Annotated in this window: 15 protein-coding genes; 8 read left to right on the top strand and 7 right to left on the bottom strand. The window is 41.5% G+C overall.

What is annotated here, in order from left to right:
- Positions 1-140 precede the first annotated feature (140 nt).
- The 6 genes from K9E37_RS05530 to asnB form a co-directional block, all read right to left on the bottom strand.
- Positions 141-980, bottom strand: a complete 840-nt coding sequence (locus K9E37_RS05530; protein WP_004110398.1) for a ParA family protein — start codon at positions 978-980, stop codon at positions 141-143.
- 48 nt (positions 981-1,028) lie between these two features.
- A complete protein-coding gene (xerD, locus tag K9E37_RS05525) occupies positions 1,029-1,988 on the bottom strand; it encodes a site-specific tyrosine recombinase XerD (RefSeq protein WP_102155769.1) in 960 nt (319 codons plus the stop codon).
- A gap of 94 nt (positions 1,989-2,082) precedes the next feature.
- The gene (rplT, locus tag K9E37_RS05520) at positions 2,083-2,466 is read right to left on the bottom strand and encodes a 50S ribosomal protein L20 (RefSeq protein WP_004105106.1); all 384 of its coding nucleotides are present in this window, start codon (positions 2,464-2,466) and stop codon (positions 2,083-2,085) included.
- Positions 2,467-2,533: 67 nt separating this feature from the next.
- On the bottom strand, positions 2,534-2,728 hold the full coding sequence (gene rpmI / locus K9E37_RS05515; RefSeq protein WP_004128670.1) for a 50S ribosomal protein L35: 195 nt from the start codon (positions 2,726-2,728) through the stop codon (positions 2,534-2,536).
- A complete protein-coding gene (gene infC / locus K9E37_RS05510; RefSeq protein ID WP_174182828.1) occupies positions 2,709-3,446 on the bottom strand; it encodes a translation initiation factor IF-3 in 738 nt (245 codons plus the stop codon). Before infC ends, rpmI begins: the two co-directional genes overlap by 20 nt.
- 253 nt (positions 3,447-3,699) lie before the next feature.
- Positions 3,700-5,586: an asparagine synthase (glutamine-hydrolyzing) gene (asnB, locus tag K9E37_RS05505; RefSeq protein WP_076002696.1), complete on the bottom strand. Its 1,887-nt coding sequence runs from the start codon at positions 5,584-5,586 to the stop codon at positions 3,700-3,702.
- Positions 5,587-5,885: 299 nt separating this feature from the next.
- Here asnB and K9E37_RS05500 point away from each other — a divergent pair, with 299 nt between their 5' ends.
- From K9E37_RS05500 to K9E37_RS06480, 4 genes are all read left to right on the top strand, one after another.
- On the top strand, positions 5,886-6,683 hold the full coding sequence (locus tag K9E37_RS05500; protein ID WP_033888660.1) for a thiamine diphosphokinase: 798 nt from the start codon (positions 5,886-5,888) through the stop codon (positions 6,681-6,683).
- A gap of 370 nt (positions 6,684-7,053) precedes the next feature.
- Positions 7,054-8,109 carry a type I glyceraldehyde-3-phosphate dehydrogenase gene (gene gap, locus K9E37_RS05495; RefSeq protein ID WP_004573912.1) on the top strand — a complete coding sequence of 352 codons (1,056 nt, stop codon included), beginning with the start codon at positions 7,054-7,056 and terminating at the stop codon, positions 8,107-8,109.
- Between the two features lie 167 nt (positions 8,110-8,276).
- A complete protein-coding gene (gene ybaK / locus K9E37_RS05490) occupies positions 8,277-8,777 on the top strand; it encodes a Cys-tRNA(Pro) deacylase (protein WP_004105119.1) in 501 nt (166 codons plus the stop codon).
- A 137-nt stretch (positions 8,778-8,914) separates the two neighbouring features.
- Positions 8,915-8,989, top strand: a complete 75-nt coding sequence (locus K9E37_RS06480) for a 50S ribosomal protein bL37 (RefSeq protein ID WP_369803150.1) — start codon at positions 8,915-8,917, stop codon at positions 8,987-8,989.
- A gap of 68 nt (positions 8,990-9,057) precedes the next feature.
- Here the strand turns inward: K9E37_RS06480 and K9E37_RS05485 are convergent, their stop codons facing one another.
- The gene (locus tag K9E37_RS05485) at positions 9,058-9,735 is read right to left on the bottom strand and encodes a sigma-70 family RNA polymerase sigma factor (RefSeq protein WP_102703466.1); all 678 of its coding nucleotides are present in this window, start codon (positions 9,733-9,735) and stop codon (positions 9,058-9,060) included.
- A gap of 149 nt (positions 9,736-9,884) precedes the next feature.
- On the opposite strand from K9E37_RS05485, the gene K9E37_RS05480 reads away from it, so the two are divergent.
- The 4 genes from K9E37_RS05480 (at position 9,885) to K9E37_RS05465 (ending at position 14,635) form a co-directional block, all read left to right on the top strand.
- A complete protein-coding gene (locus tag K9E37_RS05480; protein ID WP_102703465.1) occupies positions 9,885-10,664 on the top strand; it encodes an exonuclease domain-containing protein in 780 nt (259 codons plus the stop codon).
- Positions 10,665-10,689: 25 nt separating this feature from the next.
- Positions 10,690-12,495 (top strand): UDP-N-acetylmuramoyl-L-alanyl-D-glutamate--2,6-diaminopimelate ligase, encoded by a 1,806-nt coding sequence (locus K9E37_RS05475; RefSeq protein WP_102703415.1) that lies wholly within the window; start codon positions 10,690-10,692, stop codon positions 12,493-12,495.
- Between the two features lie 134 nt (positions 12,496-12,629).
- Complete coding sequence (locus K9E37_RS05470; protein ID WP_080551026.1) at positions 12,630-13,871, top strand: carboxylate--amine ligase; 1,242 nt, start codon at positions 12,630-12,632, stop codon at positions 13,869-13,871.
- A gap of 35 nt (positions 13,872-13,906) precedes the next feature.
- A complete protein-coding gene (locus K9E37_RS05465; protein ID WP_248893210.1) occupies positions 13,907-14,635 on the top strand; it encodes an aspartate/glutamate racemase family protein in 729 nt (242 codons plus the stop codon).
- The last annotated feature ends 7 nt before the right edge of the window (positions 14,636-14,642 follow it).

Raw genomic sequence — 14,642 nt, 5'->3', positions numbered from 1 at the left:
CTTAAGCTATAAATGTCGGCTGAAACAGTAGCTATATACCTTATTGGCAAGCACCCAAATAGGTAAACTGCCAAACCGCACCGATTTTACTAGTGAGCGCAGACAGCTTTTAATCCACACTAACGCAAAACAACAAGAACTTACGCAACAACACCTTTAGCAATAAGCTCACGCGCAACTTCGCGGTACTCTTTTGCAGTCTTGTGTTCAGGAGCAAAAATAGTGATAGGAACTGCAGCAACTGTAGAATCTGGCAGCTTAATAGAACGCGAAATCACAGAGTGCAAAACGCGATCTTGGAAAGCTTCATAAATGCGCTGCAACACTTCCTCACTATGAAGTGTGCGAGTGTACATAGTGACAAGAACTCCAAATACTTTAAGATTTGGATTAATACGAGATTGTACCTTCTCAATTGATTGCATAAGAAGAGCCACGCCTCGAAGAGCAAAGAACTCTGCAGCAAGTGGAATAATCACACCATCAGCTGCCGTTAACGCGTTTACAGTAAGCAAGCCAAGAGAAGGCTGACAATCGACTATAATAACATCGTATTCGTCGCGCACTTTGCGCAATACACCTGCCAATATTTGCTCTCGTCCTACTTCGGTTACTAACTGAACTTCAGCTGCGGATAAATCAATATTTGCAGGAATAATATCAATATTTTCTGTTTCAGTATGACGAATTACGTCGTGAACGTCTACAGACGAATCAAATAATGCCGTATAAACTGTATTATCAAGCGCATTTGCGTTAATTCCAAGTCCAACTGTTGCTGCACCTTGCGGATCGAAATCAACAATCAAAACGCGACGACCATACTGACTTAGTGCGCCAGCAATATTAATGGAGCTTGTAGTTTTACCAACTCCACCTTTCTGGTTGCACATTGCAATAATGCGAGCAGGACCATGTGAAGTTAACGGCTCTGGTGCATGAAAAGTTTCGTATTCGCGTCCAAGTAAATCAGTAGGCATGTTCCCCACTTTATCAACAGGTATACTCACGAAACTCTGAGCATAAAATTATTTAGCTCGAGGATGACTCATTACGTAAGCTTCAACTAATGCGTCGGGACTAATATGCGTATAAATTTGAGTTGTTGTAACTGAAGCATGTCCAAGCAACTCTTGAACTGTGCGCACATCAGCACCACCTGCAATAAGATGCGTGGCAAGAGAATGACGCAGCGTATGCGGATGCAATGGTTTGTCAAGTTTTGCACGCTCGCCAGCTTGCGTTACTATTGCCCATGCTGATTGGCGAGAAAGTGCATTACCTCTCTTATTTAAGAAAATTGTGTGCAATTCACGTTTGCCCTTTAACGCTAATTCTGGGCGAGATTTCTCCATATAGTTACGAAGAGCACGAACAGCACAACCACCAATCGGAACTAAACGCTGCTTAGAGCCTTTACCTGTAAGTTTTACAACAGATTCGTTTAAATCAATATCTTCGAATTTTACGCCAACTGCTTCCGAAATTCGCGCTCCTGTAGCGTACAAAAATTCTAGCAAAGCTGCATCTCTAATCGAAATAGCGTCCTCGCTACCAAAATTTCCAGCAGCTTCAATAACTCTATTTACCTCTTCAATACTTAAAACATCCGGCAAATACTCGGCTTGTTTTGGAGCTTTTACTTGCGCTGAAACGTCAGCTTGTATATCGCCATGAGCAAGCATAAAGCGGTGCCATTCGTGAATACTTGCAAGTCGACGCGCAACTGTTCTAGTTCCCAACCCTAATTCATTCAAAGTTCGAATGTATGATTCAATATCTAATTGAGAAATAGTAGTAACATTTTTTATTTTTCGTTCATCGTAAAGCCAGCATGTGTAATCTTGCAAATCTGAAGCGTACGCAGATACTGTTTTTTTAGAAAGACCACGCTCAATATCAATATGCGCAATAAAGCGTTGAATATGAAGTGCAAACTCTTCAGGAATATTATTTTTCTTATTGTCAGAATCAAGATTTGAGCGCATATAAACAATTATAGCTAATAAGTAAATTTGTTGATTTAAAAGAAAAAGCCCACCTAAATCGGTGGGCTTAAAATAGAACTCTATTAAAGCAAAATCAGGCTTCAACTGGAGCGTTTACATCAGCTGGCAATGCAGCCTTAGCAGCTTCAACAACAGCCTTGAAAGCTTCAATATCGGAAACTGCGAGCTCAGCAAGAGCGCGACGATCCAATTCGATGCCTGCCAAGTGCAAGCCCTGAATGAAGCGATTATAAGTGATGCCTTCAGCGCGAACTGCTGCGTTAATGCGCTGAATCCACAACTTGCGGAAATCACCCTTGCGAGCCTTACGGTCGCGGAAGTTATAAGTGAATGAGTGGAGCAGCTGTTCCTTTGCCTTGCGATAAAGACGGGAGCGCTGACCGCGGTAGCCAGAAGCCCTCTCAAGAACAACGCGACGCTTCTTGTGAGCGTTTACTGCGCGCTTTACTCGTGCCATAAGTATTCCTCAGCTTTCTTAAAATTTTCGATTGCGTATTCGTTTACAAGCAATTCTTACTTGTTACTTACTTAACGAGCAAGCCCTTAAGCTTCTTGCTCTGCGCAGTAGCCAATACTTTATCTTCAGAAAGAGCACGACGCTTACGAGCCGACTTGTGCTCCAAGTTGTGGCGCATGGCGCTACCATCGTGCATCACCTTACCGGTACCGGTAAGACGAACGCGCTTGGACGCTGCGGAATTAGTTTTCATCTTCGGCATTGCTGCCCTCCTTGTGATGTTGATCGGATTGCATAGCATTTACTGCAGCTGCAGCTTGTGACTGAACCTCTTGCTTAGCTGCAAGACGAGCAGCCTGACGAGCTTGACGCTCAGCGCGAGATTCAGCGCCACGACGACGTTGCTCAGACTGTGTATGAATTTTCTTGCCTTTTGGAGCAAGAGTCATAATAATATTTCGACCTTCTTGCTTTGGCGCAAACTCTATTGTGCCACTTTCAGAGACCTCATCTGCAAGTCGGCGCAACAATTCAACGCCACCAACCGGACGAGATTGCTCACGGCCACGCAACATAATAGTTACTTTTACCTTGTCTCCGCCGTTCAAGAAACGAAGCACATGACCTTTCTTCACATCGAAATCGTGATCGTCGATCTTGAGACGGAAACGAATTTCCTTAACCTCTGCGACGGTCTGATTACGACGTGCTTCACGAGCCTTAATCTTTTCGTTGTACTTGTACTTACCGTAGTCAATAAGCTTGGCTACTGGAGGCTTAGCAGTAGGTGCAACTTCGACAAGATCGAGGTTAGCTTCCCTTGCAAGGTTTAACGCGACAGAGGTTGCGATAACTCCCACTTGCTCGCCCTTTGGACCAATAAGGCGCACCTGAGGGACTCGAATTTCCTCGTTAATGCGTGGTTCGTCGCTAATGATGACTCCAATCCTTCTAAATACTTGTAAGATGTAATACACCAAGAAGTCCAAGAGCTTAAGATTCACCACTTCATATCAATAAAACGCTATATAACAGCGCAGCAAGCAGCACAAGAGCTAACTTGCGTGACCGAAGTCATGAACCCGAAACCACAGTAGGCTTCCAGGTGGGGACATCCCACTTTCTTGATTACTCAAGCCGAATATCTATTTTACTAGAAGCCTTGACAAAAAGGCAGCCAACACACGAAATGTGTTTTGACTGCCGCAAATCAAAGCCAGAACTATGCGATTTCTACGCTAACTGCATCGGCTCAGGCTTCAATCCATCATGATTAAAGTACACATCATACCAAGTCAGGAATGTGTAAACTGTCCAAATCTTACGACGATCGTCATTTTTCTTTGCATAATTATCGTCAATCATACGAAGTAAAGCATCTCTATCGAAGAATTTAGCAGCGTCGTCACTTTCAAACGTCTTACGCACAATCTTATAAAAACGTTCCTCGCGCAACCAATCCTTAACTGGCACAGGGAAACCAAGTTTTTCTCTGTCATACCAAGCTTTTGGCAAATGACGGGACGCAGCTTGTCGGAAAGCAAACTTCGTATTTTCGTCAGTAATTAAATATTTAGTAGGAACTTTTTCTGCAACATCCATGAGCACGCGATCAAGCAAAGGCACGCGAAGCTCCAAAGAATGTGCCATAGTCATTTTATCTGCCTTAAGCAAAATATCTCCTGGCATCCATTGATGCATATCAAGATATTGCTTTTTCTTAACTTCAGAAAGTCCCTTACCAGCAATTCTACTGTAAATAGCATCGACGATGCTGCGAACGCTAGGACCTTTGCGATACTCAGGTTTCAAAAGTTTTACAGCATCTTCCTCATTGAAAACCTTTGACTGACCGATAAAATGCTCCTCAGCTGGAGCCAAATTAGCGTACAAATGCCATGCTCCGTGGAAATGCTTTCCTTTTGCAGCTCGACCAATCGCGTAACGCAACTTTTTTGGCAACTTTGCAAGCATGCGAGTCACAACTTTAATAAGTTTAGAACGCGTGTGAACACCATAATCAATGTATCCTGCAAATAATTCATCTGCTCCCTCACCGCTTAGCACAACGCGTAAATCTTGCGAAGCTAATTTTGCAAGGAAGAATAATGGGACGCAAGAGAAGTTAGAATCAGGTTCGTCCAAATACCACTGAATTTGTGGGAAATAACGAAATGCGTCAGCGGCGTCAATAATTTCAGATTTATTGTTTAAGCCAATAATTTTTGCCAATTCGCTTGCTTGTTTGGATTCATTGTATCTTCCACCAGCAAAACCAATAGAATATGTGTGTTCAGGGCGCGCAACAGCGGCAACATAACTTGAATCAACTCCAGAAGAAAGGAACGAACCAACTTCAACATCCGCAATTTGGTGAGCTTGAACAGAATCACAAACTGTTTTATCGATAGAATCAACTAATTCATTCAAGCGTTGCTTTGTTTCTTTGAAATTAGGATCGTAATATTGCTCAATCTTCATTTCGCCATTCTTATACGTAAAGCAATTACCTTCACGCAGCTTAAAAACGCCTTTGAAGAAAGTTTCGTTAATTGCAGGATATTGGAATGTCATAAACGGCTTAAGCGCATTTTCGTTAAGTTCCTTCTTAAAATCTGGATGGCGCAGTAAAGATTTAATTTCGGATCCATACATAAAAGTACCGTTCATTTGCGCATAATAAAAAGGCTTAATACCGAAATGGTCGCGAGCGCCAAACAATTCTTGAGTACTCTTGTTCCAAATAACAAATGCAAACATTCCGCGTAAACGATTAAGTAAGCCTTTACCCCACTCTTCGTATCCGTGCACTAATACTTCTGTATCGCAATCAGTGTGGAAAGTGTGACCAGCTTTAATAAGTTCTTCGCGAAGTGGCTTGTAGTTATAAATCTCGCCATTAAAAGTAACTGCAAGATTCCCATCCTCGTTGTACATAGGTTGGGATCCACCGTGAAGATCTATAATGCTAAGTCGACGAAAACCAAGTGCTGCGTGTTCGTCAATCATAGTTCCATACTCGTCAGGACCACGATGCACAATCACATCTGTCATATCTTTTACAATTTGGCTTTTGACGTTAATTGGGGTGTCATTAATGAACCCTGCAATTCCGCACATTTATTTCTCCTCGTAGAATATACAACACAGCATTACGTTAGTCTACTAGCAAATAATTAACGAAAATCCATAATAACTTGGAAAATCTAACTTGCCATGCAATATTACACCAAGCACTTTATGTTAAGCGAGTATTAGTCTAAAAATTCCTGTATTTGCCGGAATAAAAGCAATAAAATACGCTAAAACCAAATCCAAAAAATGGCATAAAACATAGTCAAATGTTGGTTGACACTACGCTTATAAACTCTTGTTATAAATGTATGTCATCAGTACAAATGCAGCGTTATTATGTTGCTATGGAACCTTTGCAACGCTGCGTAGTATTAGCAGCAGGAGATTATTACGATCATACGCGTGAGCATGTGCCAGATCGCGCTTTAACAATTGCAGCTGATGGAGGCTGGGATCATGCATGTAAATTAGGTTTGCATGTGGATGCGCTCATCGGCGATTTTGACTCTGTTAGATTAAAGCTCCCTACTGATGCAGTTATTACTAGATTGCCTGCAGAAAAAGATGATCCGGACTTACTTTCTGCGTTGAAAGTCGGTTGGGCTAAAGGCTCTCGAGAATTTCATATTTTCGGAGGATTAGGTGGTCGAGTTGACCATACTATTTCTAATATTCAACTTATGGTTCGTTTAGCGCGTCGCGGTGGAATTGGATTCTTGTACGGCGACGGTCAAATTGTTACAGCAATACATGATGGATCTCTTGATTTTCCAGCATCATCTGGAAATGATTTGCGCATAGTTTCCGTTTTTTCTCATACTCCAGTTTCTAATGATGTAAATGAAGTTGGATTAAAGTATCAGCTTAAACACGCAACCATGCATGGAGATGCAGTACAAGGTTTAAGTAACGAATTATTAAATGATACGCCGGCTCATATTGACGTTCATGAAGGAACACTTATTGTAACCTTCCCTATTAACGCTCCATTGCCACAGGTGAGCTGGTTTAAAAGACCAATTGGAGATTTAGGCGAAGTTGATGCTTCTATATCGGAAGCATTAGCAGTTCCTCTTGAAAGCGAGACTACTCCAACATATTCGACTACTGCAGCTGCTGAAGCAATGACGTATAACGAATAGCGCAAACTTTAGTTTGCACAAATGGCTGACGAGGATCTTTTACTTGAAAACTCGTCAGCCTTTTTCTTTTTAAAATTACATGCGTTGTTCAATTGAACAATATTGATTCGTAAAATGTTATGCAAAAACGCAACTAGAAACTATCAAAAAATTCACAAAAACACTCATAAAACACAGCATGTTAACGCTCACTGTTCTCACAGTGCATGATTGCAATAAAAGTGAGCTATATTACAACTCTTCGTACATACCGCACACTAAAATGAACACCGTTAATTCAAATAACGATGACCTAAATGCGTGAGTTTTCATCGCGAAAATAGCGCGGCTTAAAACGTTGCGCACGAGGTCTCACTCAAGGGAGAACCACATGACAGTCAAGATTGGTATTAATGGTTTCGGTCGCATCGGTCGTCTCGCATTCCGTCGTATTTTTGAGCTTCAAGCTCGCGGCGGTCAAGCAGGTGACATCGAAGTCGCAGCCATCAACGATCTGACCACCCCTTCGATGCTCGCCTACTTGCTCAAGTATGACAGCACCCACGGCACATTCCGCCACGATGACGGCACCCCAGTTGAGGTAACCTCCACCGAAGACGCAATCGTTGTAGATGGCAAGACTTATAAGGTTTACGCCGAAAAAGACGCAAATAACATTCCATGGGTTAAGAACGATGGCGTTGAATTCGTTCTCGAATGCACCGGTTTCTACACTTCTGCAGAAAAGTCCCAGGCTCACTTGAATGCAGGCGCTAAGAAGGTTCTTATTTCTGCTCCTGCTAAGGACGAAACCACTCCAACAGTTGTGTTCGGTGTTAACCACGAAATCTTGAAGGCTTCTGACAACATTGTTTCCGCTGGTTCTTGCACCACCAACTCCATGGCCGCAATGGTGAAGTTGCTTCAAGATAACTGGGGAATCAAGTCCGGCTTCATGACCACAATTCACGCCTACACCGGCACTCAGATGATTCTCGACGGCCCACGCGGCTCCAAGCCACGCAACAACCGTTCCGCAGCTTGCAACACCATTGAGCACTCCACCGGCGCTGCTAAGGCAATCGGCAAGGTTGTGCCAGAAGTTAACGGCAAGCTCCAGGGTCACGCACAGCGCATTCAAGTTCCAGACGGCTCTGTTACCGAGTTAACTACTGTTCTTGAGAAGCCAGCAACCACTGAAGAAATTAACGACGCTTTCAAGAAGGCTTTCGAAAACTGCGAGTACTTCGGTTACAATGCAGACAGTATCGTGTCTTCTGACATCATCGGCGACACCCACGGTGGCGTTTTCGATCCAACTCAGACCGATGTGAACACTGTTGACGGTGTAACTTTGGCTCGTACCGTCACCTTCTACGACAACGAGTACGGCTTCACCTCCAACATGATTCGCACCCTTCTTTACTTCGCTGAAATCTCCGAGTAATTTCGCTAAGCATCAATCAGCAATAGCTGGTTGTACGAATATTTAATATATCAAAACCCCTTGTGCTGCTTTCTAAGCTACACAAGGGGTTTATATGTTAAGTCAACAGTCGGTATAGCATATCATGTAACAGAATTTGATGGCTGAGTATAAGGCACGGTAACAAAATGAGTAAAAAACATGCAGAAACCGGAAAAGCAACTCCTGCTATTGCGCAACTCGAAAACGCAGGCATCACCTTCCGCATAGCGCAATACGAGCATGACGCTGATCACATGGACGACGGCTACGGAATTGAGGCTGCTGAGAAGCTAGGCGTAAGCGCAGCTCAAGTTTGCAAAACTCTTATGGTTGACACTGGTGAAAAGCGAGTGGTTGGAATTGTTCCAGTAAACGGACGTCTCAATATGAAAGCAATTGCAGGAGCCGTACACGCAAAGAAAGCAAGTATGACAAGCCCAGAAGTTGCGCAACGAGAAAGCGGCTACGTAGTTGGCGGAATTTCACCATTCGGACAAAAAACGCACCATGAAACAGTACTAGATAGTAGCGTAATGCAATTTGATGAGATTCTTGTTTCTGGAGGAAAACGAGGATTGGACGTAGTTCTTAATCCTCAAGATATCGTAACATTATTAAACGCAACTGTAGCTGATATAGCAGCATAAGCAACATAAGCTTTATTACTGCAAATATTGCTACCAACAAGTGATTACTCGCACGGGATTAGTACGTTGGCAAATATAACGTCTTGGCAACGTGCGATAATCCCTAAGGTTGTTCATTAATCGTTAAGGAGTGCATTATGGGTATGCGTGGCCGCAAGCGCAAGGCGCGTCGTAAAAAAGCAGCGAATCATGGTAAAAGACCAAATGCTTAAACTATAAATTCGCTTATACATACTGTAAAGCCCACGTCAATCGTGGGCTTTTTCGTTTTAACATACTTTTATTCACTAGAATAATCAGAAAGCTCACGTTTGAGTTGCATGCGAGCGCGGTTAAGTCTGCTCATAACAGTTCCTATTTTTACGCCTTCTTCTTGGGCAATTTGTTTATAAGATTTACCTCGAATAGCGACTTCAATAAAAACTTTTCTACGCTCAGGCGGCAACTTACTAAGCGCCGCAATAATCTCTTGTGGAGCAAACCCTTCTAAATATTCTTGTTCAGCAGAAAGCATTCCTTTTGCGCAATGATTAGAAGCCTCATAGATATCCCAATCATTGTAGTCACCAGTTTCATCGTTAGCACGTTTAGGGCTTCGTTTTGCTTTCGCGTACTGATTAAAATACAAATTTCGTTCAATCCTGTTAATCCAGGCAGCAAAATTCGTGCCAAGCTGAAAAGTTTCAAAAGATTTAAGAGCGCGCTCAAAAGTATCTTGCACTAAATCTTGCGCATCCTGCGCATTTTGCGTAAGACGCATAGCTTGAGTGTACAAAGGATCAACGCAAGTAGATACAAGTTGTTCAAATCTTTTGCGTCGACTTTCCATTGCAGAACTTTGCTTAGTATCTACTAAACGATCACTAAATAAGCGAGCATTACAATTTTTTGCATTTTGTTTTTTAACTCTTACGCTTTTAGAGCACATAACATTTGTCTTCTCGATTTGCTCACTCATATAGTCAATAATACTTTTACTTTGCACATATCGCTACTGATTTATCGTATTGCATAGTGTAGCGCAGCGCGAGATGGTAACACATCGCAGCACAATAACGCAGCGCGGCATAGTGTGACATTGCGTGACATTGCGGTAGTATTGTGACTATGCCAACTCATATTCAAGAATTGTTAAATGCTTTAGATTTAGCACCTAAGCAAGATGAGAATACATTACTTGCTGAATCATGGTTACTTGGTTTCGACACTGAAACTACAGGTGCAAATATTGGTAAAGATGCCATTGTTTCTGCAACTCTAGTATTACGCAATCCTGAACTAGCTCACGCTGGAGATGTGGTATCAACTTGGTTAATTAACCCTCATCAGCCTATGAATCCTAAGGCAAGCGAAGTAAATGGTTTCACAGACGAATACCTTCAAGAACACGGCGGAGAGCCTGAAGAAGAACTTGAATTCCTTGCGCACGCAGTAAGCATGGCTCAAGCTAAGAATATTCCACTACTTGCTTATAACGCTCCATTTGATATTGCAATGTTACGTCACGACTTGAAGCGTTGGCATCTTACTGCGTTAGAAGAACGCGCAACTTGTTCAATACATGCACTAAACGCTAATGACATTCTTACTGTTGACCCTCTTGTTATCGATAGAGCTGTTTCTAGAAGATCTGGCAAGCGTACTCTCACTATTACATCTCAATTTTATGGAGTTGAACCAATCGGAGATTTCCACGATGCTACAGCAGACACAGTTGCAGCTCTTGATTTGATTGCTCCAATGAGCAAACTATATGAGTCAGTAAGTTGCATGAGGCTGAATACTATGATGGATTGGCAGCGCGAAGCTTATATTAATTGGCGAGATAGCTTCAATCAATGGCTGCAATCTCACGGGCGTGAGCCTATTACTGGAACATGGCTATAAAACATTTTGTGAAAAGAAGTAAATTATGATCATGCATAACACGTTGTCATTAGCAAGCGCAAGTGAAATTTTGCAACACTATGGTTTGTTGCGCGAAATGATTCAATATTTTAAAGCAGAAGATACTAATAGTGCTAATACTGCTAATACTAAAGAAAAAACTGTAGACTCTACTCATTCTCGCAATGAAATATGGTCTTTAAATCCGTATTATTTCCCAAATATTGATGCAGACGAGTGCTTCACTAACGCAACTTACGATACTCGCGATATTACACTTGGAACACTTCTGTTTATTAAAGGCAATTTTAAGTCGGAATATCTTTTAGATGCAGACAACAAAGGACTTGCTGCATATGTTGCTGAACAAAGCTACGCACAATACACAAAAGCTGTTGGTTTAATTGTTACGGATGCTAAAAAAGCAATGAGCGTGCTTGCAGCAGCATTCTTTGGAAATCCACAAGAAAAACTCACTATTGTTGGAATTACTGGAACTAAAGGCAAAACAACTACAGCCTACTTTACTCACGCTATTCTAAACTCCCATTCGCACGGTAAAGCAGCACTGTTTTCTTCAGTAGATAATTGCGTAGACGGAAAAAATTACGTTGAATCTAATTTAACTACTCCTGAAAGTTTTGATGCTTTCAAAATGATGCGCGAAGCTGTAGATAACGGCATGAAGTATCTTGTTATGGAAGTTTCTTCGCAAGCTTATAAGGTGAATCGCGTATACGGTCTTAAATTCGATGTTGCAGCATTCTTAAACATTAGCCCAGACCACATTAGCCCTATTGAGCACCCAACTTTTGAAGATTACTTGTATTGCAAACGACAAATTATTGCAAATACTAAGCGTTTAGTGCTAAATTCTGATACAGATCACGCAGATCTTCTTTTACAAGATGCAGAACGCAACAATGTGCTCGTAACAACTTTTGCTCGCATTAAAAAAGATGAAATAGAAGGCGCTGCTTGCGAAAATAACAATTTCGATGATCTTGACGACGATTGCATAAATTATTGCGCGCCTGCTAACGATGACGATTACACGGAATTACTTACTCCTGACTACATTGCAATGCCAGTAGAAAATAGTGAATCACATTGCATCGCTATGCGAGACTCAAGCGAAGACGACGACTATGAAGATAACGACTACGAAGAAGACGTGCACTACTGCCCTATTGACGAATTCGCATTGTCTATTGCAGGAGATTTTAACTACGAAAATGCTTTAGCTGCAATCGCTATTGCAGGAGAATTGGGAATTAATCAGGATACTGATTTACACGCACTACACGCTATTGAGAACGTGAAAATTTCTGGACGCATGGAAGTTTTCAAAGACACGCACTCAAACATGATTGCAGTTGTCGACTATGCGCATAACTACATTTCTACAAAATCAGTTCTTGACTTTGTAGAAGAACGCTACGGCAAATTTAATCCTCGAATTACGCTAATAACTGGTTCCACAGGAGATAAAGCTGTCGATCGCCGTAAAGAGATTGTTGAAGCAGCGCAAAACCGCATAGAACAGTTTATTTTCACTACTGAAGATACTGATACTGAAGACGTAATGCATATTTGCGAGGATATGCAAAGTTATGTTACGAACACGAATGTTTCTTCACGCATTATTATCGACAGAGCTGAAGCAATAGAATATGCTTACAACGATGCTGCAAACAGCGAACAAAAAAATGGAAGATTAAACATTCTTCTTGCTATTGGCAAGGGCGATGAACGTTGGATTAAAAACAAACGAAAGCATGTGCCGTATGAGGGTGATTCATTCGTAATAAAGCGTCTTTTTGGCCTGTAATATGCTTATACGAAAGTATGAAAATATACGAATAAAATAAACGCAATTACTACATAAACTAAATAACAAGCTAACTAACAAACTAAATAACAAACAAGTTAAATAACAAATTAAAACAAATGAAGAAGATACAAATGAAGAATCAACGATTTCAACCTGTGTTACTCGGTAGCGATATAAACGCATATGGCATGGCTCGAGCATTCCATGAAGAATATGGCATTACTTCAATTGCTTTTGCGCACTTCCAACTTTCACCTACGAAATTTAGCAAAATTGTCGATGTGAGAATTGTTCCAGGCTTTGGAGAACTTCCTACATTCCGCAATACAATGCTTGATTTTGCTAAATCATGGCATGAGGAACATCCTAATACCAAACTTCTGCTTATTCCTTGCGGCGACGTATACGCGAACCTTTTAAGCCAATGCGGTGATGAATTGCACGAATATTTTGCTTTCCACACATTGCCAAATTCGCTCAATCGCCAGCTTAGCCTTAAAAGCTCATTCTATAAAACTTGTGAAAAATACAATCTTCCTCATCCAAAAACTAAAGTTGTAAATGCTCAAGAAGTAGCAGCGCACGCTTATGAAGATTTGCCATTCAGGTTCCCTATTGCTATGAAACCAGCGAATAGCACTAAATGGCTTGATATTGATTTTGAGGGACGTAAAAAAGCTTTTATTATCAATACTCCGCAAGAACTTGATACTCTTATTCAACGCTCGTACAAAGCTGGCTACGATGACGAAATGATTTTGCAAGACTTTATTCCTGGAGACGACAGCCGCATGCGTGTGCTAAACGCTTACGTTGATAGCAATCATCATGTGCGCATGATGTTTCTAGGACACCCTCTGCTGGAGGATCCAACTCCAGAAGCGATTGGCAATTATGCAGCTATTATTCCAGACTACAATGAAGAAGTTTTCCAAAATATTAAAGCATTTTTGGAAGATATACATTACGTTGGCGTAGCTAATTTTGATATGAAATACGATGAGAGAGACGGAAAATATAAGCTTTTTGAAATCAATTTACGCCAAGGCCGTTCAAGCTATTTCGTCACTTTAAACGGATTTAATATTGCTAAATATTTTGTTGAAGATTTAATTGACCATAAGCCTTTTGACGGAAATACTGTGTTCGGTCGTGGAGAAAAGTTGTGGATGGAGATTCCGCGATCGATATTTTGCAATTATGTAGCAGAAGGCGATGAAAAGAAGCGCGGTCTTAATATGATTCGTCGCGGCGATTGGGGCACTACGCTAGAATATAAAAAAGATATGAATCTGCTACGCTGGTTGATGATTCGTCATATGTTTTCAATTTACACAAGGCGTTACGCAGAATTTTTCCGCAATAAAGCGTGAAAATTATTACGTAACTTTGAAGGGAATATGAGACAATGAAACGTCCGTTTTTTGCTGTACTTGGCGGCATGGGCACACTTGCAACAGAAAGCTATATTCGTTTACTTAATAAAGAAACGCATGCACATAACGATCAAGAGTTTTTAGATTATGTGGTATTCAATGATGCTTCTGTGCCAGATAGAACAGCATATATTGTTGGCGAATCATCCGAAAGCCCATTCCCTACTCTTGCAGACGACATAGCTAAAGCAACTGCGATGGGTGCTTCATTTATTGTGCTCACGTGCAATACTGCGCATTACTTTTACGATAAGTTCCAAGCACTCACCGACGTGCCAATTATACATATGCCGCGTGGTGCTGTAGCTGAAGTTTCTAAACGTTACCCAAAGTCTAAATGTAACCGTATTGGATTCTTAGGTACTGCAGGATCGCGTAAAGCTGGAGTGTATCAGCGCGCTATAGAAGAAGCAGGATACACGTTTGTAGCTCCAGACGACGACTTGCAGAAACGTATTACTTCGCTTATTTACGATGACGTAAAAGGTACAGGAGACCTTGATTTTCACCGTTACGAATCTGTTTTAAGCGATATGCTAGACCCTGCAGGAGCATGCCGTTGCGACGCACTTATTTTGGGTTGCACAGAATTAAGCGTACTTAATGAAGCTTTTCCTCTTCCGCAAATACCGTTAGTTGACGCTCAAGCAGTACTTGTAAAAAATACTGTAGAAAAAGCTAAATCTTTGCGAATTAAGTAGCAAAAAT

It is taken from the genome of Gardnerella swidsinskii (assembly GCF_023277705.1).
In the GTDB taxonomy this organism is placed as follows: domain Bacteria; phylum Actinomycetota; class Actinomycetes; order Actinomycetales; family Bifidobacteriaceae; genus Bifidobacterium; species Bifidobacterium swidsinskii.
This window is presented reverse-complemented; position numbering and strand designations above follow the sequence as displayed.